Source organism: Kitasatospora sp. NPDC001132, assembly GCF_053598415.1.
Genome location: NZ_JBSFKF010000003.1, coordinates 436167 through 459938, shown reverse-complemented (window position 1 = coordinate 459938; position 23772 = coordinate 436167). Strand labels below are relative to the sequence as shown.

General features: G+C 72.8%; 16 protein-coding genes. 12 read left to right on the top strand and 4 right to left on the bottom strand.

All coding sequences use genetic code 11. The features are described from left to right. Nucleotides 1-109: 109 nt before the first annotated feature. A complete protein-coding gene (locus ACWDBE_RS06665; protein ID WP_449791768.1) occupies nucleotides 110-634 on the top strand; it encodes a hypothetical protein in 525 nt (174 codons plus the stop codon). 36 nt (nucleotides 635-670) lie between these two features. Here ACWDBE_RS06665 and ACWDBE_RS06660 read toward each other — a convergent pair whose 3' ends face one another. The 3 genes from ACWDBE_RS06660 to ACWDBE_RS06650 form a co-directional block, all read right to left on the bottom strand. After that, nucleotides 671-2200: a chitinase gene (locus ACWDBE_RS06660; protein ID WP_449807400.1), complete on the bottom strand. Its 1530-nt coding sequence runs from the start codon at nucleotides 2198-2200 to the stop codon at nucleotides 671-673. A gap of 166 nt (nucleotides 2201-2366) precedes the next feature. Continuing rightward, on the bottom strand, nucleotides 2367-3512 hold the full coding sequence (wecB, locus tag ACWDBE_RS06655; RefSeq protein ID WP_449807399.1) for a non-hydrolyzing UDP-N-acetylglucosamine 2-epimerase: 1146 nt from the start codon (nucleotides 3510-3512) through the stop codon (nucleotides 2367-2369). Between the two features lie 48 nt (nucleotides 3513-3560). Next, nucleotides 3561-4994, bottom strand: a complete 1434-nt coding sequence (locus ACWDBE_RS06650) for a glycosyltransferase family 2 protein (protein WP_449807398.1) — start codon at nucleotides 4992-4994, stop codon at nucleotides 3561-3563. 184 nt (nucleotides 4995-5178) lie between these two features. Here ACWDBE_RS06650 and folC point away from each other — a divergent pair, with 184 nt between their 5' ends. From folC to rodA, 8 genes are all read left to right on the top strand, one after another. Further along, entirely contained in the window at nucleotides 5179-6570 is a 1392-nt protein-coding gene (folC, locus tag ACWDBE_RS06645; protein WP_449807397.1) for a bifunctional tetrahydrofolate synthase/dihydrofolate synthase, read from the top strand. 1 nt (nucleotide 6571) lies between these two features. Continuing rightward, nucleotides 6572-6922 (top strand): DUF4233 domain-containing protein, encoded by a 351-nt coding sequence (locus ACWDBE_RS06640; RefSeq protein ID WP_449807396.1) that lies wholly within the window; start codon nucleotides 6572-6574, stop codon nucleotides 6920-6922. A gap of 108 nt (nucleotides 6923-7030) precedes the next feature. Then, nucleotides 7031-7444, top strand: coding sequence for a nucleoside-diphosphate kinase (gene ndk, locus ACWDBE_RS06635; protein WP_030233800.1), 414 nt, complete (start codon nucleotides 7031-7033; stop codon nucleotides 7442-7444). Between the two features lie 328 nt (nucleotides 7445-7772). After that, on the top strand, nucleotides 7773-8798 hold the full coding sequence (locus ACWDBE_RS06630) for a rod shape-determining protein (RefSeq protein ID WP_049648984.1): 1026 nt from the start codon (nucleotides 7773-7775) through the stop codon (nucleotides 8796-8798). Between the two features lie 115 nt (nucleotides 8799-8913). After that, entirely contained in the window at nucleotides 8914-9885 is a 972-nt protein-coding gene (mreC, locus tag ACWDBE_RS06625; RefSeq protein ID WP_449791774.1) for a rod shape-determining protein MreC, read from the top strand. A gap of 3 nt (nucleotides 9886-9888) precedes the next feature. Then, nucleotides 9889-10527, top strand: a complete 639-nt coding sequence (gene mreD / locus ACWDBE_RS06620) for a rod shape-determining protein MreD (RefSeq protein WP_449791775.1) — start codon at nucleotides 9889-9891, stop codon at nucleotides 10525-10527. Nucleotides 10528-10578: 51 nt separating this feature from the next. Continuing rightward, nucleotides 10579-12903, top strand: a complete 2325-nt coding sequence (gene mrdA, locus ACWDBE_RS06615) for a penicillin-binding protein 2 (RefSeq protein ID WP_449807395.1) — start codon at nucleotides 10579-10581, stop codon at nucleotides 12901-12903. Next, complete coding sequence (gene rodA, locus ACWDBE_RS06610; RefSeq protein WP_449791777.1) at nucleotides 12900-14099, top strand: rod shape-determining protein RodA; 1200 nt, start codon at nucleotides 12900-12902, stop codon at nucleotides 14097-14099. Before mrdA ends, rodA begins: the two co-directional genes overlap by 4 nt. A 125-nt stretch (nucleotides 14100-14224) precedes the next feature. Here the strand turns inward: rodA and ACWDBE_RS06605 are convergent, their stop codons facing one another. Then, nucleotides 14225-15529 carry a M14 family zinc carboxypeptidase gene (locus ACWDBE_RS06605; RefSeq protein WP_449791778.1) on the bottom strand — a complete coding sequence of 435 codons (1305 nt, stop codon included), beginning with the start codon at nucleotides 15527-15529 and terminating at the stop codon, nucleotides 14225-14227. A 574-nt stretch (nucleotides 15530-16103) separates the two neighbouring features. Between ACWDBE_RS06605 and ACWDBE_RS06600 the strand changes: the two genes are divergently transcribed. The 3 genes from ACWDBE_RS06600 to ACWDBE_RS06590 all read left to right on the top strand — a co-directional run bounded on the left by ACWDBE_RS06600 (nucleotide 16104) and on the right by ACWDBE_RS06590 (nucleotide 23611). After that, complete coding sequence (locus ACWDBE_RS06600; protein ID WP_449791779.1) at nucleotides 16104-18047, top strand: TIGR03960 family B12-binding radical SAM protein; 1944 nt, start codon at nucleotides 16104-16106, stop codon at nucleotides 18045-18047. Between the two features lie 751 nt (nucleotides 18048-18798). Further along, on the top strand, nucleotides 18799-19599 hold the full coding sequence (locus ACWDBE_RS06595; RefSeq protein ID WP_449807394.1) for a TIGR03936 family radical SAM-associated protein: 801 nt from the start codon (nucleotides 18799-18801) through the stop codon (nucleotides 19597-19599). Between the two features lie 397 nt (nucleotides 19600-19996). Next, nucleotides 19997-23611, top strand: coding sequence for an Rne/Rng family ribonuclease (locus tag ACWDBE_RS06590; protein ID WP_449807393.1), 3615 nt, complete (start codon nucleotides 19997-19999; stop codon nucleotides 23609-23611). Nucleotides 23612-23772 lie beyond the last annotated feature (161 nt).

Genomic DNA, 23772 nt, shown 5'->3' with positions numbered 1-23772 from the left:
TCCGGTCTTGCCCGCGCGCGTTCGCAGAAGTTTGCAGGTCAGCTGTGTACCGTGTGCACGGAGTTTCCGAATGGGCGTTTTTGCTGAGCGACGGACGGGAGGGCACGGCGTGGTGGTGACCGAGGAGTTGGCCGACGAACTGCCTGCCGAGGCGGTCGAGGAGGCCAAGGCCAGGGCGGCGACCCTGCTGCTCGCGTTCCGGCACGGCAACCAGATCGCGTTCGACCACGAGCTGGACCTGCTGTTCGCCGAGCACGCCGAGCGCGAGGTGACCACCCTGCTCGCCTGGATCGCCGCCGAGGCCGTCCGCAAGGCGTACGCCCCCGAGGTCGGCGACAAGGTGCTGCGGGCGATGGCCCGGCGTGCCCCCGAGGACACCGGTGCGGTCGAGGTGGACGAGGAGACCGCGAACGCCGCCCAGTTGATCGAGGCGGTGGCGGCCGGCGAGGTGGCCGAGGTCCGCGGCCTGGTGGCGGCGACGCCCGACACCACCTTCCTGCTGGGCGGTCTGCTGCAGGGCGTCGCGATGATGCTGCCGCTGCTGCCCGACGGTGAACTGGCCGAGATCACGGCCGAGTTGCGTCGTCGGCACGGCGGTGCCGCGCACGTGCCGGAGGCCCGGGCCGGGGTCTGACCCCGGCCCGGGCCTCCGGCAGGCCGGTCGCGCCGGTTACGGCATGGCGTGCAGGTGCGAACCGATGGTGTTCGCGACCGGGTTGCCCGCCTTGGCGTCCCAGTTGGTCGACCAGGTCATCGCGCCGCCGATGCCCGGCCAGGTGGCGTCCGGCTTGTAGCTGCCGCAATTGGTGCCGGAGGCGAGGCAGTCCAGCGCGCTGTTGACCGTGCCGGCGGCGAGGTACCCGCCGCCCGCGGCGCTGGTGGAGGCCGGCACCCCGAGGCCCACCTGGTCGGGCCGCAGCCCTCCCTTGAGCTGGATGCAGGCCAGCGCGGTGAGGAAGTTCTCGGTGCCCTGCGAGTAGACGTTCCCGTCGCAGCCGTTCATCGCACCGGAGTTGTAGTACTGCATGTTGACGATGGTGAGGATGTCCTTCACGTTCAGCGCCAGCTTGAAGTACTCCATGCCGGTCGACTGCATGTCGATCGTCTGCGGGGCCATGGTGAGGATGAACCCGCTTCCCGCCTTCGCCGCCAGGGCGTGCAGGGCCTGGCCCATGTAGGTGGAGCTGATGCCGTTCTCCAGGTCGATGTCGATCCCGTCGAAGCCGTAACTCTGCATCAGCGCCCAGGCGGTGCCGGTGAAGTTCGCGGCGGAGGCGGAATCGCCCACCCAGACCGTGCCGTTCTGCCCGCCGACGGAGAGCACCACGCGCTTCCCGGCCGCCCGCTTCGCCGCGATGTCGGCCTTGAACTGGGCGTCGGTGTAGCCGCCGAGGCGGGAGGAGAGGGTGGGGTCGAGGGTGAAGCCCAGGCCGCCGCGGGTGGCGGTGGCGTCCGCGAAGGAGACCGCGATGATGTCGTAGGCGGCCGGGACGTCGCTGATCCGCTGGACGGTGGCGCCGTTGTCGAAGTTCTGCCAGTAGCCGGTGAGGATGTGCTTGGGCAGGTTCGGCGGCCTGCCGGTGGACGTGGCGGTGGGGGAGGGGCTGCCGGTGTCCGTGGCGGTGGGCGTCGGGCTGGGCGAGGCCGTGGCGGTCGGGCTCGGTGACGGCTGCGGTCCGCCGGGCCCGAGCAGCGAGACGTCGTCGGCGGCGAAGGCCGGCTGCCCGTACCAGCCGTGCAGGTAGACGGTGACGCTGGTGGTGTTCGGGCCGGTGGTGAAGCTCGTGCTCAGTCGGGTCCAGCCGGTGCCGCCGGGGGTCCAGGTGCTCGGGTCGGTGCCGCCGGTGCCGCGGGCGCCCAGGTAGACGTACGAGCCCTGGACCCAGGAGCTCAGGGCGTACGAGGAGGAGGGCTTCACCGGGACGGTCTGGGTGCACTCGCCGGTGTCGACGCCGCCCGGGGTGGACTGCAGGGCGTACGTGCCGGAGTGGGTGGTGGTGCTCTGGACCGTGCCGCTCGAACAGGTCCAGCCGGACAGGTTCCCGGTCTCGAAGCCGCCGTTGGTGATCAGGTCGGTGTCGGCGGCGTGGGCTCCGGTGCCGCCGGCGAGTACGAGGCCGCTCAGGCCGACGGCGACGGCGCTCGCACCGGCGAGCAGCGAGTGGACGGCGCGGGTGCGCCGGTGTCGGGCAGGTGGCATGACTCCATCTCCAGTGGGGGAGGGCCCGGCGGCGCCTCGTGGGGGAGGAACGCCGTCCGGGGTGTCGATGGTGCGCTTGCGGGAGCTACCGACAACTCAAGTCCCGGTCGGGAACGGAGACTTGCCTCACAAGGTGGAGTAGACCAATTCTGCTGTCAAGGGGGCGTCAGGCGGCCGGTGGCACCGCCTCGGCTTCTGCGGGCGCGGCGATCGCCGCGGTCAGCGCGGCGATCCGGGCCGAGGCCAGGCCGTCGCCGTACGGGCTCGGGGTGGCCGCCAGCCGGGCGAGCCGCTCGGGGGAGTCGGAGAGCCAGGCGCGGGCCAGGGAGCCCAGCTCCTCGCCGGGCCGCACGAGAGCGGCGAAGCCGGCCGCCATCGCCTCCGGTCGCTCGGTGGAGCGGCGCACCACCAGCAGCGGGCGGCCGAGCACGGTGCACTCCTCCTGCACGCCGCCGGAGTCGGAGACCAGCAGCGCCGCGTGGCCGGCCAGGCCCAGGAAGTCGCCGTAGCCGACCGGGCCGGTGACGGCGAGGCGCTCCAGCAGGCCGTCCAGGCCGAAGCGCTCGACGGCGGCCCGGGTGCGCGGGTGCATCGGGAACAGCACCGGGGTGCCGGCCCGGGCGATCCGGTCCAGCTCGGCGAGCACCGCGCCGAGCGCCTCGGCGGTGTCGGTGTTCTCCGGACGGTGCACGGTGGCCAGCACGTACGCGTCCGGGCGCAGCCCGTGCGCGGCGAGCAGCGCGGCGCGGGCGGCCTTGTCCGGCAGCTGACGGCGGACCACCTCGACGACGGTGTTGCCGGTGAGCTCGATCCGCTCCTCGGCCAGCGACTCGGCGCGCAGGTTGGCGACGTTCTCCCCGGTGGCGGCGCAGAGCAGGTCGGAGACGTGGTCGACCATCACCCGGTTGTGCTCCTCGGGCATCGCCCGGTCGAAGCTGCGCAGCCCGGCCTCGACGTGGACCAGCGGGATCTCCCGGGCGTTGGCGGCCAGCGCCCCGGCCAGAGTGGCGTTGGTGTCGCCCTGGACGACCACGGCGGCGGGGCGGTCCTCGGCGAAGGCGGCGTCCAGCTGGCCCAGCGACCGGGCGATCTGGCCGGCCCGCGGGCGGCCGCCGACGCCGGTGAGCAGCTCGGGCTCGGGCAGGTCGAGGTCGCGCAGGAAGCGGCCGGACATCGCCTCGTCCCAGTGCTGGCCGGTGTGCACCAGCCGGGTGGCGTCGCCGAGTTCGTGGATCAGCGGGGCGAGTTTGACCAGCTCGGGGCGGGTGCCGAGGACGACGGCGACGCTGGACGGGGGCAGGCACGTGCTCATGCGGGACTCCGGTCGGGACGTGGTGCGTGGGGGAGGCGTGGGGGCGGCTCAGGACTCGAGCGCGGTGGGGGCACCGAGGGCGACCTTCTCGGCGTTGCGGCGGGTCTTGGCCCAGCCGTTGCGGCCGAGCAGCATCCGGACCGCGGCCCGGGTGGCGACCACGAACAGGTGGTAGGCGTAGAGCCAGACCAGCAGGCCCCAGAGCAGCGCCGTCAGCCGGCCGCGGTCGGGGTGGGCGGTCCTGCGGTAGGCGAAGCCCCAGAACACCATCGGCAGCGTGGCGAGCACGAAGACGAGCAGCATCCACGGGCCGAACCTGAGCTGGAACTCGGCGGTCTCCTCGGGGAAGAGCACCGCCCCGGCACCGGTGATCCCGAGCGAGAGCGGGAAGAGCAGCACCAGCAGCACGCAGACCACCGGCTGGAGGAAGGTGTACAGCACCTCGGCCTTGCCGGAGAGGGTGTAGTGCGGCGAGCGCAGCACCCGGCCGGTGTAGCGCAGGCACTGCATGTTGCCCTGGGCCCAGCGGGTGCGCTGGGTGAGGAAGCGGCGCACCGAGATCAGGCCCTCCTGGGAGACCCGGGCCTCGGTGACGTGGGTGAGCCGCCAGCCGGCCAGCCGCAGGTCGAGGCCGGACTCGTAGTCCTCCAGCAGGGCGCGCTCCGGCCAGGGGCGGCCGGCCCGGCCCTCCTCGGCGGTCAGCGAGTCGAGGGCGGTGAGGCGGACGAACTGGCCGTTGCCGCCGAGGCCGACGCTGCCGGTGCGGCGGCGCAGCAGCTGCATGCCGGTGTTGGTGGCCTGGAACTCGACGTCCTGCATCCGCACCAGGGCGCGGGCCAGGGCGTTGGCCGCCCGGCCGCGGCCGGGCAGCGGGAGCTCGTCGTCGGCGTTGCGCATCCGGACGCCGATCTGGACGGCGCCGGTGTCGGGCCGGCCGAGCGCCCTGGCGTTGCAGACCTGGGCGAGGGTGCCCGGGTCGAGCTGCCCGTCGGCGTCGACCACGCCGATCACCACCCGGGAGCGGTCCGCGTCCTCGGGCAGCCAGGCGGAGATCTCCCGGTAGGCGGCGTTGAGGGCGGCGCCCTTGCCGATCCGGGCGTGCGGGCGGCGGCGCTGGACCAGGTGCACCCGCGGGTCGCGGGCCGCGGCGGCGAGCACCAGCTCGCGGGTGGCGTCCTCGCTGTCGTCGTCGATCACCCAGAGGTGGGCCTCGGGCGCGGCGGCCCGCAGGCCGTCCAGGGTCTGGGTGACCACGGCCTCCTCGTCGCGGCAGGGGATGACCAGGTGCCAGCGGAAGGCGGTGGGGTCGCCGGGTTCGGCGGGGCGGTTGTGTCGGAAGGCGTGCCGGGAGCCCGCCCAGTACACGAGGAAGCGTCCGAAGACGAGGGCCATGTAGCCGACGAGGGCCAGCGAGATCAGTCCGGCGACCCAGACGACGGCGTCCTGGCGGAGCACGATCCAGTCGTGCAGGGCGTCAGGCATGGCGCGATGCTCCTCATGATCAAAGGTAGAAGGCTCCTATCGGCTGCGAATCGATGCTTCATTGCGGGTCAAATCGCCAAATCAATAGTAAAGGGACAAAACTAGATGATCATGGAAAAGAGCGGGCAAAGTGGTCGTTCTCACCCCGTGAGGAGGACCCGTCGGCGCTCCGTAGACTGTGGTCGTGAGCGACAAGGCCGACCCGAACCCGTACACCATCCGCCCCGCCGACGGCGGCACCGGCGACGCCCTGCGCGACGTCGAGGTGGAGCTCTCCGAACGCTGGCCGGAGAACAAGCTGGAGCCCTCGCTCGACCGGATCGAGGCGCTGATGGACATCCTGGGCCAGCCCCAGCGGTCCTTCCCCTCCATCCACATCACCGGCACCAACGGCAAGACCTCCACCGCCCGGATGATCGAGCAGCTGCTCAACACCTTCGAGCTGCGCACCGGCCGCTACACCAGCCCCCACGTGGAGTCCGTCACCGAGCGGATCAGCCTGGACGGCGCCCCGATCACCCCCGAGCGCTTCGTCGAGGTCTACCGCGACATCGAGCCCTACGTGCAGATGGTCGACGCGGCCCAGCCGGTGCCGATGTCCTTCTTCGAGGTGCTGACCGGCATGGCCTACGCAGCCTTCGCCGACGCCCCGGTGGACGTCGCCGTGGTCGAGGTCGGCATGGGCGGCTCCTGGGACGCCACCAACGTCATCGACGCCGCCGTCGCGGTGATCACCCCGATCGGACTGGACCACACCGACAAGCTCGGCGAGACCACCGGTGAGATCGCGGGCGAGAAGTCCGGGATCATCAAGTCCGGCTCCGTCGCCGTCGTCGCCCAGCAGCAGCTGGACGCCGCCCAGACCATCCTGCGCCGCGCCGTCGAGGTGGACGCCACGGTCGCCCGCGAGGGCATGGAGTTCGGCGTGATCCGCCGCGAACTCGCCGTCGGCGGCCAGCTGGTGACGCTGCGCGGACTCGGCGGCGAGGAGTACGAGGACGTCTTCATCCCGCTGCACGGCGAGTACCAGGCGCACAACGCGGCCCTCGCACTCGCCGCGGTCGAGGCCTTCTTCGGCGTCGGCGGCGCGCGCGGCGGGCAGCTGGACGTGGAGAAGATCCGCCAGGCCTTCTCCGGCGTCTCCTCGCCGGGCCGCCTGGAGGTCGTCCGCCGCAGCCCCACGATCATCCTGGACGCCGCCCACAACCCGCACGGAGCCCGCGCCACCGTGGCCGCGCTCACCGAGTCCTTCGGCTTCACCCGGCTCGTCGGCGTGATCGGCACCTCCGGGGACAAGGACGTGGCCGGCGTACTGGAGGCCTTCGAGCCGATCCTGGCCGAGGTCGTCATCACCCAGAACTCCACCCACCGCGCGATGGACGTCGACGCGCTCGCCGCCCTGGCCGTCGAGGTCTTCGGCGAGGACCGCGTCCAGGTCGAGCCCCGGCTCGACGACGCCATCGCCGCCGCCGTCACCCTCGCCGAGGAGGAGGGCGACCTCGGTGGCGCCGGGGTGCTGGTCACCGGTTCGGTCATCACGGTGGGCGAGGCCCGCCTGCTGCTCGGGAGGAAGTGACATGAGGACGCTCTGCTCCTCGACGCTGATCGGCGAAGCGCTCCTGATCATGTTCGCGGCGCTGGTCGCGATGCGGCTCTCCGACGTCTCCACCGGGGAGATCTGGACGGTCAGCGGCATCGCGATGGCCCTGTGCATCGCGCTCTGCGGCATGATCAACCGCCCCGGCGCGGTGCAGATCGGCTGGGCGCTGCAGATCGGACTGATCGCCGCCGGCTTCATCCTGCCGACCATGTTCGGCCTCGGCGTGGTCTTCGCCGGCCTGTGGTGGTGCTCGGTGCACTACGGCCGCAAGGTGGACGACTTCAAGGCCGCCCGGGCCGCCGCCGAGGCCGCCGCCGTACACCCCTGAGGCCCGGACCGGCCGACCGACACGCCGTGTGCGCAAGGTAGCCTCTGCCCTGTCGGCACCGCTTGTCGACCCGACTGTCTGCCGAACCGAATCCCCAGGAGACGCACCGTGTCCCAGCGCACTCTCGTCCTGCTCAAGCCCGACGCCGTCCGCCGCGGCCTGGCCGGCGAGATCATCAGCCGCATCGAGCGCAAGGCCGGCTGGCGCTTCGCCGCCATCGAGCTGCGCACCTTCGACCGGGCGACGCTGGAGCAGCACTACGCGGAGCACGTCGGCCGCCCGTTCTACGAGCCGCTGCTGGAGTTCATGACCTCCGGTCCGTCGATCGCGCTGATCGTCGAGGGCGAGGAGGTCGTCAGGGGCATCCGCATGCTGGCCGGCGCCACCAACCCGCTGGAGGCCGGGGCCGGCACCATCCGCGGCGACTACGCGACGATCACCCGCGAGAACCTGATCCACGCCTCCGACTCCCCCGAGTCCGCCGAGCGCGAGATCAAGATCTTCTTCCCCGCGCACGCCTGATCCGGCGAGCCGGAACCGGGCGACACGCCCGGGGGACGTTAGTACCGCCCCGGTCGGGACCATTGGCCCGGCCGGGGCATTCTTATCGTGAAATAGGGAACTGGCGGCGCCGACACGGCGTCCCAATCCTCGGAGAAGCGATCACGCCCCGGACAATGGACGGTATGCCCCACGTCGATGTCCGTACCGCGCGGCGTGACTACGATGGACGCGACTCAAGGGCCCGGTAAGGCAGCTCAGCTGGTCTCCGCCCAAGCGTGGGCGCGCATTCGTCCACCCCCCATGAACTCCGAGCCCGGGAAGGCACCCACACCCCATGGCGAGCAACCTGTCGTTCATCGGCCGCGACTTGGCGATCGACCTCGGAACAGCCAACACGCTGGTGTACGTCAGGGGCAAGGGCATCGTCCTGAACGAGCCGTCCGTCGTCGCGGTGAACACCAACACCGGCGGGATCCTCGCCGTCGGCGCCGAGGCCAAGAAGATGATCGGCCGGACCCCGGGCAACATCGTCGCCATCCGCCCGCTCAAGGACGGCGTGATCGCCGACTTCGAGATCACCGAGCGGATGCTGCGGTACTTCATCCTCAAGATCCACCGCCGCCGCTACCTCGCCCGCCCCCGCGTCGTGGTCTGCGTGCCCTCCGGCATCACCGGCGTCGAGCGCCGCGCCGTCATCGAGGCCTCCTCCCAGGCCGGCGCCCGCCAGGTGCACATCATCGAGGAGCCGATGGCCGCCGCCATCGGCGCCGGCCTGCCCGTCCACGAGGCCACCGGCAACATGGTCGTCGACATCGGCGGCGGCACCACCGAGGTCGCCGTGATCTCCCTCGGCGGCATCGTCACCGCCCAGTCCATCCGGGTGGCCGGCGACGAACTGGACAACGCGATCGTCCAGCACATCAAGAAGGAGTACTCGCTGCTCCTCGGCGAGCGCAGCGCCGAGCAGATCAAGATGAGCATCGGCAGCGCCTTCGGCCTCGAGGGCGAGAAGGACGAGCACGCCGAGATCCGCGGCCGCGACCTGGTCAGCGGCCTGCCCAAGACCGTCGTCATCTCCGCCGCCGAGGTCCGCGAGGCCATCGACGAGCCGGTCAACGCGATCATCGACGCGGTCAAGACCACCCTCGACCAGTGCCCGCCCGAGCTGGCCGGCGACGTCATGGACCGCGGCATCGTGCTCACCGGCGGCGGCGCCCTGCTGCGCGGACTGGACGAGCGGCTGCGCCGCGAGACCGGCATGCCGATCCACATCGCGGAGAACCCGCTCGACTCCGTCGCGCTCGGCTCCGGCAAGTGCGTCGAGGAGTTCGAGGCGCTCCAGCAGGTACTCGACGCCTCACCGCGTCGTTGACAGGTCGCCGCACCACCGCTACCACGCGTCACATCCGACACTCGACTGAACGGGCCGCCGCCCGGGCCCCACGGCCCCGGGCGGCGGCCGGGTACGAAGGGGCAGTACCAGCACCGTGAGGGACACACGAGAGAGCCGGCTGCTGCTGATCCTGCTGGTGGCCGTCGCCTTCGCGCTGATCACCGTGGACATCAAGGGCGGTGAGGACTCCCCGCTCGGCCCGGCCCGGCACGCCGCCGCCCGCGTCCTCGGACCGGTCGAGCGCGGCGCCGCCACCGTCGTCGACCCGGTCGCCGACACCGTCCGCGCCTTCCGGGACGCGGCCACCGACAGCGGCCGCACCGACCAGCTCGCCCGCGAGAACACCGAACTGCGGCAGAAGCTCGCCTCCTCCGACATGGCCGCCGGGCGCACCAAGCAACTGGACGACCTGCTGCGCACCGCCGGCTCCGGCGGCTACACCGTCAAGGCCGCCCAGGTCATCGCGATCGGCCCGGCCCAGGGCTTCTCCTGGACCATCACCATCGACGCAGGCAGCGACGACGGCCTCACCCGCGACATGACGGTGATCAACGGCCAGGGCCTGGTCGGCCGGATCACCACCGTCGCCCCGACCACCGCCACCGTGCTGCTCGCCTCCGACCCCGGCTTCTCGGCCGGCACCCGGCTGGAGGGCACCGGCGAGATCGGCTTCGCCTCCGGCGGCGGCGACAGCCCGATGAAGGTCTCCCTGCTCAACGGCAAGGCCCAGGTCAAGGCCGGCGACCGACTGGTCACCTTCGGCTCGCAGAGCGGCCGCCCGTTCGTGCCCGGCGTCCCGGTCGGCAAGGTCACCGAGGTCCAGGCCAACGCCGGCCAGCTGACCAAGACCGTCCTGGTCGAGCCCTTCGTCCAGTTCACCCGGCTGGACCTGGTCGGCGTGGTGGTCGTGCCGCCGCGCACCGACCCGCGCGACGCCGTCCTGCCGCCGGCGCCCGCCCCGGGCCAGCCGGCCGCCGCGCCGGGCCAGGTCCCGGCCGCGCTCCCCGGCCAGGCCCCGGCCGTCGTGCCCGCCGCCCCGCCCGCACAGCCCACTGGGGGGAACTGAGCCATGCGCCTCGCCCGCATCCCCGTCTCCGCCGGCCTCGTCCTGTTCGGCCTGATCCTCCAGGTCAGCGTCTTCGGCCGGCTCCAGCTCCCGGGAGCCACTCCGGACATACTGCTGCTCGTCGTGGTCGGCCTCGCCATGGTCTACGGGCCCACCGGCGGCTGCCTGGTCGGCTTCTTCGGGGGACTGCTGGCCGACCTCGCGCCGCCCTCCGACCACGCGATCGGCCGCTACGCGCTGGTGCTCTGCCTGATGGGCTACGCCGCCGGACTGCTGCGCCCGGACCACGGCCGCCAGCGCTCGGTGGCCGGCTCGCTGGTCGTGGTCGGCGTCGCGGCGGTCGCCTCCACCCTGCTCTACGCGATGGTCGGCGCCCTGGTCGGCGACACCGCGGCCCGGCACGTCGGCCTCGGCGGACTGGTGATCAGCGCCCTGCTCTACGACCTGCTGCTGGCGCCCTTCGTGGTGCCGCTGGTGATGTACCTCGGCCGCCGCTTCGGGCGCGACCCGGTGACCGCCGCGGACGACGACGAGGGCGGCTCCGGCCTGGGCACGCTGTCCCGCTACCGGACCACCCGCGAGACCTCCTCCGGCCCGTCGTACAAGAAGCGGCGCGTGCCCGGCTTCGCCCGCCGCCCGTAACCGGCCCGGCCCCGACCACCCGACCTCCCCGCATCCTGGAGCGCACGAGACGTGAGCAACATCCCCGAGACCGGACGCACCCGACGGGTGACGATCCGTCTGGTGGTGCTGCAGATCCTGGTGCTGTCGCTGCTCGCCACCCTCGGCGGGCGGCTGTGGTACCTGCAGATCCGCAACGCCAAGGAGTACACCGCGAAGGCGACCGGCAACCACATCCGCGAGGTGGTCGAGCCGGCCGTCCGCGGCGAGATCCTGGACGCGTCCGGGCGGGTGCTGGCCGGCAACGAGACCCGGCTGGTGGTCTCCGTCAGCCGCACCTCGCTGCTGCAGCAGAAGGACGGCGGCAAGGCGGTGCTGTCCCGGCTGGCCGAGGTGCTGGGGATGCCCGCCAAGGACGTGCAGGAGAAGGTCCGGCTCTGCGACGCCAAGACCTCGCAGCCCTGCTGGAACGGTTCGCCGTACCAGCCGATCCCGGTCACCAAGGAGGCGACCACCCAGCAGGCGATGCAGATAATGGAGCGCCGCGAGGACTTCCCCGGGGTCACCGCGCAGCCCACCGCCGTGCGCCACTACACCGGCGCCGAGGGCGCCAACATGGCCCAGGTGCTCGGCTACCTCTCGCCGGTCACCGACGAGGAGGTCAGCAAGACCGCCGGCAAGAGCGGCCTGGACCGCTACCTGCCGGCCGACCAGATCGGGCGGGCCGGCCTGGAGTCGGTGTACGACCGCGACCTGCGCGGCACCGCGGGCATCACCAAGCTGGAGGTGGACAACCTCGGCCGGGTGATCGGCAACGCCGGCACCGTCGCCCCGCAGACCGGCGACAACCTGGTCACCAGCATCGACGCCCGGGTGCAGAAGGTGGTCGAGGACAACCTGGCACAGGCCATGAACGACGCCAGGAACACCTTCGACAAGGTCACCAACCGCAACTACGAGGCCGACTCCGGCGCCGCCGTGGTGATGGACGTCCACACCGGGCGGATCGTCGCGATGGCGAGCGCCCCGACCTACGACCCGAACCTCTGGGTGGGCGGCATCAGCGGCAAGGACTACCAGTCGCTGACCAGCAAGGAGTCCAACTTCCCGCTGCTGAACCGGGCCATACAGGGCCAGTCCGCCCCCGGTTCGACCTTCAAGGTCATCTCCACCACCGCCGCCGTGCAGGCCGGCTACTCGCTGGACGGCCGCTACGACTGCCCGAAGAGCATGACCATCGGCGGCCGCGAGTTCAAGAACTTCGAGAGCGAGAACTTCGGCCAGATCTCCCTGGAGAAGGCGCTCGAGGTCTCCTGTGACACCGTCTTCTACGGCCTGGCGTACGACCAGTGGATGAAGGACGGCGGCATCAAGCCCAAGAAGGACCCGGCCGACTGGTTCTTCAAGACCGCCCACCAGTTCGGCCTCGGCGCCAAGACCGGCATCGACCTGCCGGCCGAGGTGCCCGGCCGGGTGCCGGACCGGCAGTGGAAGCAGTCCTTCTACGACAACAACAAGGACGCCTGGTGCGCCCAGGGGCAGAAGGGCGGCAACAGCTACTCCGACCAGATCGCCCGGGAGAACTGCGTCGACGGCTACCAGATGCGCGCCGGTGACGCCGTCAACTTCGCGATCGGCCAGGGCGACACCCTCGTCACCCCGGTCCAGATGGCCCGGATCTACTCGGCGCTGGCCAACGGCGGCACCTTCTACCGGCCGACCATCGCCAAGGCCGTGATAAGCCCGGGCGGGGACCTCGTCCGCGAGATCGCCCCGCAGGCGGACGCCCAGTTCCCCGGCGACCAGAAGCTGCTCAGCTACATCGACCAGGCCACCGAGAGCGTCATCAAGTCCGGTACCGCCGCCTGGAAGTTCAACGGCTGGCCGCAGGACAAGATCGCGCTGCACGCCAAGACCGGCACCGCCGAGGTCGAGGGCAAGCAGACCACCTCCTGGCTGGCCACGTACAGCAAGGACTACGCCGTCGTCATGACGATCAGCCAGGGCGGCACCGGCTCCGGCGGTTCCGGTGACGCCATCCGCCGGATCTACCAGGCGCTGTACGGCGTGGACGACAAGGGCACCATCGACAACGGCAGGGCGCTGCTGCCCGCGCCGCAGTCCGAGCTGCCGAAGTTCAACCCGGACGGCACCGCGATCATCAAGCCGGTCGCGTACGGCGCCGGCCAGGGGGCGGGCGTCCAGGGCCAGGGCCCGGCTCAGCTCCAGGCGGCAAGCGTCGTGCCGGCCGATGCGCTGCCCGACGCGGACGCGGCGCAGCCGGTCCCCGCGACGGCCTTCCTCGACCGGACGCCGCCGACCGACCGTCCGGCGTCGTACACCGCGGCCGACGCCGCGCTCGAACCCTCGCGCGGACCGGGAAGGGGACGGGCATGACCTCCTACGGCTCGTACCGGCAGCTGCGGCTGGCCCCTCAGCGCAGCGGGGTCTCCAAGGCCCTGGCCAAGGACTCCCCGCTCTGGCGGCTGGACTGGATACTGCTGGTGGCCGCGCTGGCCCTGTCGGCCGGCAGCTCGCTGCTGGTCTGGTCGGCCACCCGCGGGCGCGACTCGCTGACCCACGGGGACCCGCAGTACTTCCTGTACCGGCACCTGACCAACTTCGTGGTCGGGCTGGTGCTGTGCTCCGTCGTGATAGCGATAGGGAGCCGGCGCTTCCGCACGATCGTGCCGTTCCTGTACGTCGGCGTGATCGTGATGCTGCTGGCGACGCTCAGCCCGCTCGGCTCGACCATCAACGGCGCGCACTCGTGGATCCAGCTCGGCGGCGGCTTCTCGATCCAGCCGGCCGAGTTCGCGAAGCTCGCGATCGTGCTGGCGATGGCGGTCGTGCTGTCGGACCAGGTGGACGCGGGGGAGCGGGAGTTCCCCTCGCACCGGGCCGTGTTCCGGGGCCTGCTCTGGGCAGGCCTGCCGATGGCCATAGTGATGCTGATGCCGGACGCCGGCTCGGTGATGGTGATGGCCGCGATCGTGCTCGGCATCCTGCTCGGCTCGGGCGCCGCGAACCGCTGGGTGCTCGGCCTGCTGATGGCGGGCACCGCCGGGTGCGTGGCGATCTGGAAGTTCGGGCTGCTGAGCCAGTACCAGATCGACCGCTTCGCCGCCTTCGCCAACCCGCAGCTGGACCCGAACGGCGTCGGCTACAACACCGCCCAGGCCCGGATCGCTATCGGCTCGGGCGGGCTGACCGGCAAGGGGCTGTTCCACGGCACCCAGACCGTCGGGCAGTTCGTGCCGGAGCAGCAGACCGACTTCGTGTTCACCGTGGCCGGCGAGGAGCTGGGCTTCATCGGGGCGCTGGCGATCATCGCGCTGGTCGGCGTCATCCTCTGGCGGGCCTGCCGGATCGCCCGGCAGGCGACCGACCTGTACGGGACGATCGTGGCGGCCGGGATCATCGCCTGGCTGTCCTTCCAGGCCTTCGAGAACATCGGGATGTGCCTGGGCATCATGCCGGTCGCGGGCATCCCGCTGCCGTTCGTCTCGTACGGCGGCTCGTCGATGTTCGCGAACTGGCTGGCCATCGGGCTGCTCCAGGCGGTGCGGAGCCAGCGGCCGATAGCGGCCTGAGCGCGCTCCGCGGCGGGGCCGGTCCGGGACTTCCCGGGCCGGCCCCGCCGTCGTGCCGCGGCCCGTCGCGCCGCGGCCGGTGTGACCGGTCGGACGCGGACATGGACGTGGTCGTGGACGCGGCCCTAGCGGAGGCAGTCGGCGGTGGCGAGGACGGCGCGGGTCTGGTGCGCGAGTTGCTCCTGGACGGGGACCCAGCGGACGCCGAAACGATGGCGCAGCCGGTCCAGGCCGTCGCCGACGACGGCGCGGGCGCGGTCCCGGGAGGCCTCGGCGGCGGGCCCGCGGGCGTCGGCGAGCAGCCGCAGCAGGATCGACGCGACCCGCAGCGGCACCCGGGCCGCGACCAGTCCGGCGGTGGTCACCCGGGAGACGGTGAGCGGCTCGGCGCCCCAGCGCTCCAGCCACTCCCCGGCCACCCGCGGGGCGACCGCCAGACTGGACTCGACGGTGCGCAGCAGGGCGCCGGACGCCTCGGCGCCGTACGCGCGCGCGCCGTGCGCGGGGACGGCCGGGAGCAGGGCGGTGAGCTGCTCGGCGCGGACGGTGAGGTCGCGGGCGGCCGCCGCGAGGGCCTGCGCCCCGGCCGGGTGGGGGCGGGCGTCGCCGACCGCGTCGACGGCCCACATCGGGACCTCCAGGACCGCGCTGACCGCGCCGTACCCCGCCGCGTACGACCAGGTGGACAGCTCGGGCTCGTCCGGCAGGGCCCGGGAGCCCCCGGCGCCCGGGGCCGGCATCAGATAGGTGCCGGGGTCCGGGCTGGCCCAGCCGATCGCGTCGTAGGGGTCCACGTCGAGCGGGACGCCGGCCCGCTCCGCGGAGCGGGCGAAGCGCCCGGCCAGGCCCCGGACCGGGCGGGTGAGCTGCACGAACGCGCCGCCGAAGTCCACCCCGTGCAGCGAGCACTGGAGGAAGGGGCGCAGCTCGTCGATCAGGCCGGTCAGTGCCAGGCTCTCCGGCATCGGCGGGCGGCCGGAGCCGGGGGCGGGCAGCAGTTCGGGCTGCTCCTCGAAGGAGGGGCGGAAGAAGTGCTCGTAGTGGCGCCGCATGGTGAGCGGGCCGTCCAGCCAGCCGGCGTTGAGCGCGGCGCCGTCCGGGTCGAGGCAGAGCAGCAGGTGCCAGGAGAGCCCGGGGCGGGCGGGGGCGTCCAGCAGCACCTCGGCGAGCCGGACCGTTCCGGCGGTGCCGATCGGCTCGTTGGGGTGCGGGCCGCCGACCACCAGCACCGCGCGCGGCCCGCGGTCCACGGAGAGCAGCATCAGCGGGCGCCCGGCCCGGGAACGGCCCACCTCGCGGAGCCGGCAGCGGTCCGGGTGCCGCAGCGCGAGCCGCCGCGCGGCGGACTCGGCCTGGGCCGGCGTGGGGTAGCGGGCCGGCCGGGTGTCGAGGGGCCGGAGCGGGCGGATCCGCCGACCGGTGTCGGTCATGGTTCTCCTAGCGCCGGTCGTACGGCCGCCGGGGCGCGGGCGTGCGGGTGCGCCGCCGGGCACGGCGTGCGGGCGGGGGACGGGGACGGACGGGGCGGCACCGCGGGGCCGGGAACGGCGGCCGAGCGGGGCGGGACGGGCCTGGCAGGGCGGACAGGGCTGGTGCTGCGGCGGCCCGTGGTGAGGGAAGAGGCGCGCCGGCCGGAAAACCGACGAGGGCCGAGCGTACGACTCAACTTCCTTGTCCGGAAGGGGTGCAGATCTCTTTGGCGGAGCCCTGTCAGTACCGCACGGCCCGTCCGGGCGTGTCAACGGCGGACGGCACGGGCCGGCGGGCGCCCACCGCACGTGCCGGGGCGGGCAGGGGCGGGCACCGGCGGTCGGCGGCGGGCACCGGCTGGTACCGGCGGGTGCGGGCGTGTGCGGGCGGACTCCGGCCGTCCGGGGCGCGCCGGAGCACCGAGGGCCCGTGAACCGGGGCAGACGGCCCGTTCCCCGGATTGGGCTACCCTTGAGGGTCACCCCTCCCGTGCCGGCTCTCGGCATCGAATCACGTCGTAAGGGTTCCTAGTACATGACTGTCGAATCGGTCTTCCCACGCCTGGAGGCCCTCCTCCCGCACGTCCAGAAGCCGATCCAGTACGTCGGCGGCGAGCTCAACTCCACCGTCAAGGACTGGGACGCCTGCGACGTCCGTTGGGCGCTGATGTACCCCGACGCCTACGAGGTCGGCCTGCCCAACCAGGGCGTCATGATCCTCTACGAGGTGCTGAACGAGCGCGAGGGCGTGCTCGCCGAGCGCACCTACAGCGTCTGGCCCGACCTCGAGGCACTGATGCGCGAGCACGGCGTCCCGCAGTTCACCGTCGACGCCCACCGCCCGGTGAAGGCCTTCGACGTGTTCGGCCTGTCGTTCTCCACCGAGCTCGGCTACACCAACATGCTGACCGCTCTCGACCTGGCCGGCATCCCGCTGGAGGCCAAGGACCGCACCGACGAGGACCCGATCGTCCTGGCCGGCGGCCACGCGGCCTTCAACCCGGAGCCGATCGCGGACTTCATCGACTGCGCCGTGGTCGGCGACGGCGAGCAGGCCGTCCTCGACATCACGGAGATCATCCGCGCCTGGAAGACCGAGGGCCGCCCCGGCGGCCGGGACGAGCTGCTGCTGCGCCTGGCCCGTACCGGCGGGGTGTACGTCCCGAAGTTCTACGACGTGGAGTACCTGGCCGACGGCCGGATCGGCCGCGTCGTGCCGAACGCCCCGGGCGTGCCGTGGCGGGTGTCCAAGCACACCGTGATGGACCTCGACGAGTGGCCGTACCCGAAGCAGCCGCTCGTCCCGCTCGCGGAGACGGTGCACGAGCGGATGTCCGTGGAGATCTTCCGCGGCTGCACCCGCGGCTGCCGCTTCTGCCAGGCCGGCATGATCACGCGCCCCGTGCGGGAGCGAAGCATCACCGGCATCGGCGAGATGGTGGAGCGCGGGCTGAAGGCGACCGGCTTCGAGGAGGTCGGCCTGCTGTCGCTGTCCAGCGCCGACCACACCGAGATCGGCGACATCGCCAAGGGCCTCGCGGACCGGTACACCGAGGACAAGATCGGCCTGTCACTGCCGTCCACCCGCGTCGACGCCTTCAACATCGACCTCGCCAACGAGCTGTCCCGCAACGGGCGCCGCTCGGGCCTCACCTTCGCCCCCGAGGGCGGCAGCGAGCGCATGCGCAAGGTGATCAACAAGATGGTGTCGGAGGAGGACCTGATCCGCACCGTCGCCACCGCGTACGGCAACGGCTGGCGCCAGGTGAAGCTGTACTTCATGTGCGGCCTGCCCACCGAGACCGACGAGGACGTGCTCCAGATCGGCGAGATGGCGAAGAACGTCATCCAGAAGGGCCGCGAGGTCACCGGCCAGAACGACATCCGCTGCACCGTCTCCATCGGCGGGTTCGTGCCCAAGCCGCACACCCCGTTCCAGTGGGCCCCGCAGCTGTCCGCCGAGGACACCGACGCCCGCCTCGCCAAGCTGCGCGACTCGATCCGCGGCGACCGCAAGTACGGCAAGAACATCGGCTACCGCTACCACGACGGCAAGCCCGGCATCGTCGAGGGCCTGCTCTCCCGCGGCGACCGCCGGGTCGGCGCGGTCATCCGCGAGGTCTACGAGGACGGCGGCCGCTTCGACGGCTGGCGCGAGTACTTCTCGTACGACCGCTGGATGGCCTGCGCGGACAAGGGCCTGGCCGGCACCGGCGTCGACGTCGACTGGTACACCACCCGCGAGCGCAGCTACGAGGAGGTGCTGCCCTGGGACCACCTGGACAGCGGCCTCGACAAGGACTGGCTCTGGGAGGACTGGCAGGACGCCCTGGAGGAGGTCGAGGTCGACGACTGCCGCTGGACCCCGTGCTTCGACTGCGGTGTGTGCCCGCAGATGGACACCCAGATCCAGATCGGCCCGACGGGCAAGAAGCTGCTGCCGTTGACGGTCGTCGGCGGCGCCGACCAGCAGAAGTAACCCGTCGCCCGGAGCGACGTGTGGAGCCCTCCCCGGGTTTTCGGGGAGGGCTCCACTGGTTCTGCGGGTGGGGTGGTGCCGGCCGCGGGCTACGGCCTAAGGGTCAGTGGGTCACGCAGCGGGCGACGGTCCGCCGTTCATGCCGGGTCAGTGTCTCGATCCGGGCGCACCTGCGCTGTTCGTCGCCGCGAAGTCGCCATGTAGCTGGGAGTGGAATCCAGCGACGCCTCGTTGTTGGGGAAGTGGTAGTGCCGGTAATTGCGCACCTGGAACACTCCGTCTGGCCTCATCCTGATTGAGGCCGCCGGGCAGGTCCGGTAAACGCCACGATCTGAGGATTTCCGCGATCACCGTGATCGCGATGGTGCTCTTCTGGAGGGTCGCGAGACGTTTGGTCGCGGCATTGTTCGCACAGTCGCAAGAGGAATGAGAGTGGGCATTGCGCATTCCATGTCGGGGTGATTCCCTGGATCGCCATGCATGGCCGATAGATAAACGGATGATATTGCTAACACTGCTGTCGTTGGATGAATGCTGCCGAGCCCTGCGGTCGTGCGGGCCCGCCGGCCGGCTGCCTTTCGGGCGCGAGTGGGGCGAAGGGGCCAGGACCGGCGGGGAAAGGGGGCGGGCGGGGCGCGTACCCTTACTGGTGACAGATGTCCGGTGCAGTGACCCGGACCGGGACATAGTGACGAAGGACTGAGCAACCCTGGCACGCCGTACGCCCGACGGTCCGCCGCCCGCGCCGACGGTGCAGCGGATTCGCCTCCGCTACACCAAGCGCGGCCGGCTCCGCTTCACCAGCCACCGCGACTTCCAGCGCGCCTTCGAGCGCGCCCTGCGCCGGTCCGCCGTTCCGATGGCCTACTCGGCCGGCTTCACCCCGCACCCGAAGGTCTCCTACGCCAACGCGGCCCCGACCGGGGTGGCGAGCGAGGCGGAGTACCTGGAGATCGGCCTGGCCGCGGTCCGCGACCCCGAGCAGCTGCGGGCGCAGCTGGACGAGTCGCTGCCGACCGGCCTGGACGTGATCGACGCGGTCGAGGTGCGGACGCCGAACTTCGTGGAGCGCCTGGAGGCCTCCGAGTGGCTGGTCCGGCTGGACGGCGTCGAGCCCGACGTGGCCGCCGAGGCGGTCGCGCGTTTCCTCGCCGCCGAGCGGGTCGAGGTGGAGCGCCGCACCAAGAACGGCCTGCGGGTCTTCGACGCGCGGGGTGCGGTGGCGGCGCTGGAAGCCGTCCCGGCGCAGGTCGAGACCGGTGCGGATGCCGGGGCCGGAACCGGCCGCGATGTTCGGACCGGCCGTCCCTGTGCGATACTGCGCCTGGTAGTACGACACGCCACACCCGCCGTACGACCCGACGACGTATTGTCCGGTCTCCGTGCGACGGCCGACCTGGCGCCGCCGGTCCCCGCAGAGGTGACCAGGCTGGCGCAGGGGCCGCTCGACGAGGGGGCCGGCACGGTGACCGACCCGCTGGCGCTCGACCGCGCCGCGGCCCCGGTCGGCTCGGAGCCGGCCGCAGGGCCGCACGCTACCGCGTCCGCCTAGCGGGGGGAGGCCGGGCCCAGTGCCTCACTGGGCCCGACGGTCCTCCAGGGTTCCCGCGGCTCCCCAGGGGAGCGAGCGTCGTCGCAGCACAGGCCTGCCACCCCGGGGCCTGCCGACCGCGAAGGTTGGCCGGTCCGGGACCCCGTCCGGGAGCCACCCGGGGTTGGGGGAAGGCGCAGCTTGGGAAAACCTCAGAAGACTGGTCAGACCAGAAGACTTTCGACACCCCGCCGAGCGCGGGGCGCCGAGCGAGACTACGAGCCCCTGTGCGGCCTCGCGTCCGCGCGGCGGCACCGTCAAAGGGTCCGGTCCCGGCATCGTCGCGATGCCGACCGCCCAGCGGTGCCGTGCCGTGCCCGGATGCGGAGCCCGGGGGCCTGACGGGAGATCCACCCGCATGCTCGATAACACCGATCCGCAGCAGAATGCGGCCACGGAACAGAACGAAACCGCCGCGACCGGTGGCGAGGGCGCGTCCGCCGCGCCGCCGCGCCGTCGTCGCCGGGCGGTGTCCCGCCCGGCGGGCGCCCCGCAGGGTGCGGCCACCGAGGCGGCCGAGACGGTTCTGCCGGCCGAAGCGCCTGCGGCCGTCACCGCTGCGGCTCCGGCCGCTGAGGCGGCCGCCGAGCCGGTCGCCGAGAAGCCGGTCCGGGCCCGCCGGACCCGCAAGCGCGCCGAGGCCCCGGCCGGGGCGCCGGAGGCCACCGCGATCGTGGTGACCGCGCCGGAGGCCGTCGAGGCCCCGGTGGCCGAGGCCACCGCGAAGGCGCCGAAGGCCGCCAAGGCCACGAAGACCGAGAAGGCGGCCAAGAGCGACAAGGCCGAGAAGGCGGAGACGGCCGACAAGGCGGAGACGGCCGAGAAGCCCGCCCGGGCCCGCCGCACCCGCAAGCGCGCCGAGGCGCCCGCCGGTGCCCCCGCCGCCGAGGCCGAGGCCCCCGCCGTGGAGGCGCCGGTCGTCGAGGCCCCCGCCGAGCCGGCGGCCGAGGAGGCCCCCGCCGCTCCGGCCCGCCGCACCCGCCGCCGTCGCGTGGTCGAGGCCGCGCCGGTCGTCGAGGCCCCGGTGGAGGAGCCCGCCGCCGAGGAGCCGCAGGCCGAGGAGCCCGAGGAGGAGGCCGTCGAGGCTGCCACCGAGGCCCCCGCCGCTGCCGCCCCCGCCGCCCCGGCCGCCGAGGCCGAGCCGCACCACCGGGTGCGCCGCCGCGCCGTCCGCCCGGCCACCGCGGTCTTCCAGGCCCCGGTGTTCCAGGAGCCGGCGCCCTTCGTCGCGCCGGCCGCGCCGGAGCAGCCCGCCGCCGCCCAGGCTCCCGCCGTCGCCCCGGCTCCCGCCGAGGCCCCGGCCGAGGCCGGGCGCGAGGAGGACGACGAGTTCGAGTACAGCGGCGTCGGCCGTCGCCGCCGGGTCCGTACCCGGGTCGAGCCGACCCGCCGCAAGCCGGCCGCCCAGGCCCCGGCGAAGGCTCAGGCCAAGGCGCCGGTCGCGGCGCCCGTCGTCGAGGCCCCGGCCGTCGAGACGCCCGCCGTGGAGGCCCCCGCCGCCGGTCCGGAGACCGAGGACGAGTGGGAGGACGGCCGTCCGTCGCGCCGTCGCCGCCGGGGCGGTCGCCGCCGTCGCCGTGGCGAGGCCGAGGACTTCGAGGCCGCCGAGGCCGTCGAGACCGAGCAGCCCGCCGCCGAGGAGCCGGCCGAGGCCGTCGCCGAGGAGGAGGGCGAGGAGGACGACGACCTGGCCGGCGGCCTGTCCTCGTCCCGCCGTCGCCGCCGCCGTCGCCGCCGCAGCGGTGAGGCCGGCGCCGTCGAGACCGCCGAGACCACCGAGGACGGCGTCCGCACGGTGGTGAAGGTGCGCGAGCCGCGCCGCCGCTCCACCGAGCCGTCCTTCGACCCGGACGAGGTGCAGTCCATCAAGGGCTCGACCCGTCTGGAGGCCAAGAAGCAGCGCCGCCGCGAGGGCCGCGAGCTGGGCCGCCGCCGGGTGCCGATCATCACCGAGGCCGAGTTCCTGGCCCGCCGCGAGTCGGTCGAGCGCGTCATGGTGGTGCGCCAGAGCGGCCAGCGGACCCAGATCGGCGTCCTCGAGGACGGCGTGCTGGTCGAGCACTACGTCAACAAGGAGCAGGCCACCTCGTACGTCGGCAACGTCTACCTGGGCAAGGTCCAGAACGTGCTGCCGTCGATGGAGGCCGCCTTCGTCGACATCGGCAAGGGCCGCAACGCGGTGCTGTACGCCGGCGAGGTCAACTTCGGCGCGCTGGGCGGCCACGGCGGCCCGCGCCGGATCGAGTCGGTGCTGAAGTCCGGCCAGTCCGTGCTGGTGCAGGTCTCCAAGGACCCGATCGGTCACAAGGGCGCCCGCCTGACCAGTCAGATCTCGCTGCCCGGCCGCTACCTGGTGTACGTGCCCGAGGGCTCGATGACCGGCATCTCGCGCAAGCTCCCCGAGAACGAGCGCGCCCGCCTGAAGCAGATCCTCAAGAAGATCGTCCCGGACGACGCGGGCGTCATCGTGCGCACCGCGGCCGAGGGCGCCTCCGAGGAGGAGCTGACCCGCGACGTCCAGCGCCTCCAGCAGCAGTGGGAGGACATCCAGAAGAAGGCCACGACCGGCAACGCCCCGGCGCTGCTGTACGGCGAGCCGGACATGACCGTCCGGGTCGTGCGCGACATCTTCAACGAGGACTTCAGCAAGGTCATCGTCTCCGGCGACGAGGCGTGGAAGACCATCCACGAGTACGTCTCCCACGTGGCCCCGGACCTCGCCGAGCGGCTCCAGCGGTGGACCTCCGAGGTGGACGTGTTCGCCACCTACCGGATCGACGAGCAGCTGATGAAGGCGCTGGACCGCAAGGTCTGGCTGCCCAGCGGCGGTTCGCTGGTGATCGACCGCACCGAGGCGATGGTCGTCATCGACGTCAACACCGGGAAGTTCGTCGGCCAGGGCGGCAACCTGGAGGAGACGGTCACCCGGAACAACATCGAGGCGGCCGAGGAGATCGTGCGCCAGCTGCGGCTGCGCGACCTCGGCGGCATCATCGTGATCGACTTCATCGACATGGTGCTGGAGTCCAACCGCGACCTGGTGCTGCGACGCCTGCTGGAGTGCCTGGGCCGGGACCGGACCAAGCACCAGGTGGCCGAGGTCACCTCGCTGGGCCTGGTCCAGATGACCCGCAAGCGGGTCGGTCAGGGCCTGCTGGAGTCCTTCTCCGAGCCGTGCGTGCACTGCAACGGCCGCGGCGTGATCGTGCACATGGAGCAGCCGAGCGCCCACGTCCACGCCCCCGCGGCGGCGGGCGAGGCCGGTGGTGGCAAGCGCCGTCGCCGGGGCAAGGGCGGCGCGGGCCACGAGGAGCCGCAGGCCGTCGAGGCCGCGGTGGCCGTCGTGGCCGAGCCGGTGGTGGTGGAGGCCGTCGCCGAGCCGGCCGAGCCGGTGCGCGAGGAGATCGAGGGCCAGCTGGCCCTGGAGGTCCCGGGCGTCGAGGCCCCGGCCGAGGCGGCGGCGCAGGCCGTGCCGGCCCCGGTCGTCGAGGCTCCGGTGGCCGAGGCCCCGGCCGCCGCTCCGGCGGGCCGTCCGCGTCGTCGCGCCGTGCGCAAGGCGACCGCTCCGGCGGGTTCCCCGGACTCCGCCGAGATCGTGGTGCTCCAGGCCAAGGCCGAAGCGGCGCTGGAGGCGGCCCTGGAGGCCGCCGCCCCGGCGGTCGCGGAAGCCGCCGCTGCCGAGGCCGCCGTCGAGGCGCCGGGCGAGCCGGTCGTGGTCGCGGAGGCCGCGGTCGCCGCCGAGGCTCCGGAGGCCGCCGAGGCCGCCGAGGCCACTGAGGCCGCCGAGGCTCCGGCTGAGGAGGCGCCGGCGCCGAAGAAGCGGGCCGCCCGCAAGACCGCCGCGAAGAAGACCGCCGCCAAGAAGACCACCGCGGCGGCCAAGAAGACCACCGCCCGCAAGACCGCGACCAAGCGGACGAGCGCGGCGGCCAAGAAGGCCGCGGCCGCCGAGGGTGATACGGCGGCCGAGTAGTGCCCACGCCCGGGGCGGGAGTGATCCCGCCCCGGGCCGTACGGGCCGGTTTGCCCCCCGGGCGGCCGGTCCGTATTCTTGACCATCGGCGTGTCTACGCCATGCTCCCGAGCACATCACCTTCCGAGGTCGCCGCGTTCGCGCGGAGGGCCGCGGGAGAG

Coding starts and splice junctions, on each gene's coding strand:
- ACWDBE_RS06600 (WP_449791779.1), top strand. CDS start 16,104: ATGACTGTCGAATCGGTCTTCCCACGCCTGGAGGCCCTCCTCCCGCAC.
- wecB (WP_449807399.1), bottom strand. CDS start 3,512: ATGAGCACGTGCCTGCCCCCGTCCAGCGTCGCCGTCGTCCTCGGCACC.
- ACWDBE_RS06605 (WP_449791778.1), bottom strand. CDS start 15,529: ATGACCGACACCGGTCGGCGGATCCGCCCGCTCCGGCCCCTCGACACC.
- ACWDBE_RS06640 (WP_449807396.1), top strand. CDS start 6,572: ATGAGGACGCTCTGCTCCTCGACGCTGATCGGCGAAGCGCTCCTGATC.
- mreD (WP_449791775.1), top strand. CDS start 9,889: ATGCGCCTCGCCCGCATCCCCGTCTCCGCCGGCCTCGTCCTGTTCGGC.
- rodA (WP_449791777.1), top strand. CDS start 12,900: ATGACCTCCTACGGCTCGTACCGGCAGCTGCGGCTGGCCCCTCAGCGC.
- ACWDBE_RS06660 (WP_449807400.1), bottom strand. CDS start 2,200: ATGCCACCTGCCCGACACCGGCGCACCCGCGCCGTCCACTCGCTGCTC.
- ACWDBE_RS06650 (WP_449807398.1), bottom strand. CDS start 4,994: ATGCCTGACGCCCTGCACGACTGGATCGTGCTCCGCCAGGACGCCGTC.
- ACWDBE_RS06590 (WP_449807393.1), top strand. CDS start 19,997: ATGCTCGATAACACCGATCCGCAGCAGAATGCGGCCACGGAACAGAAC.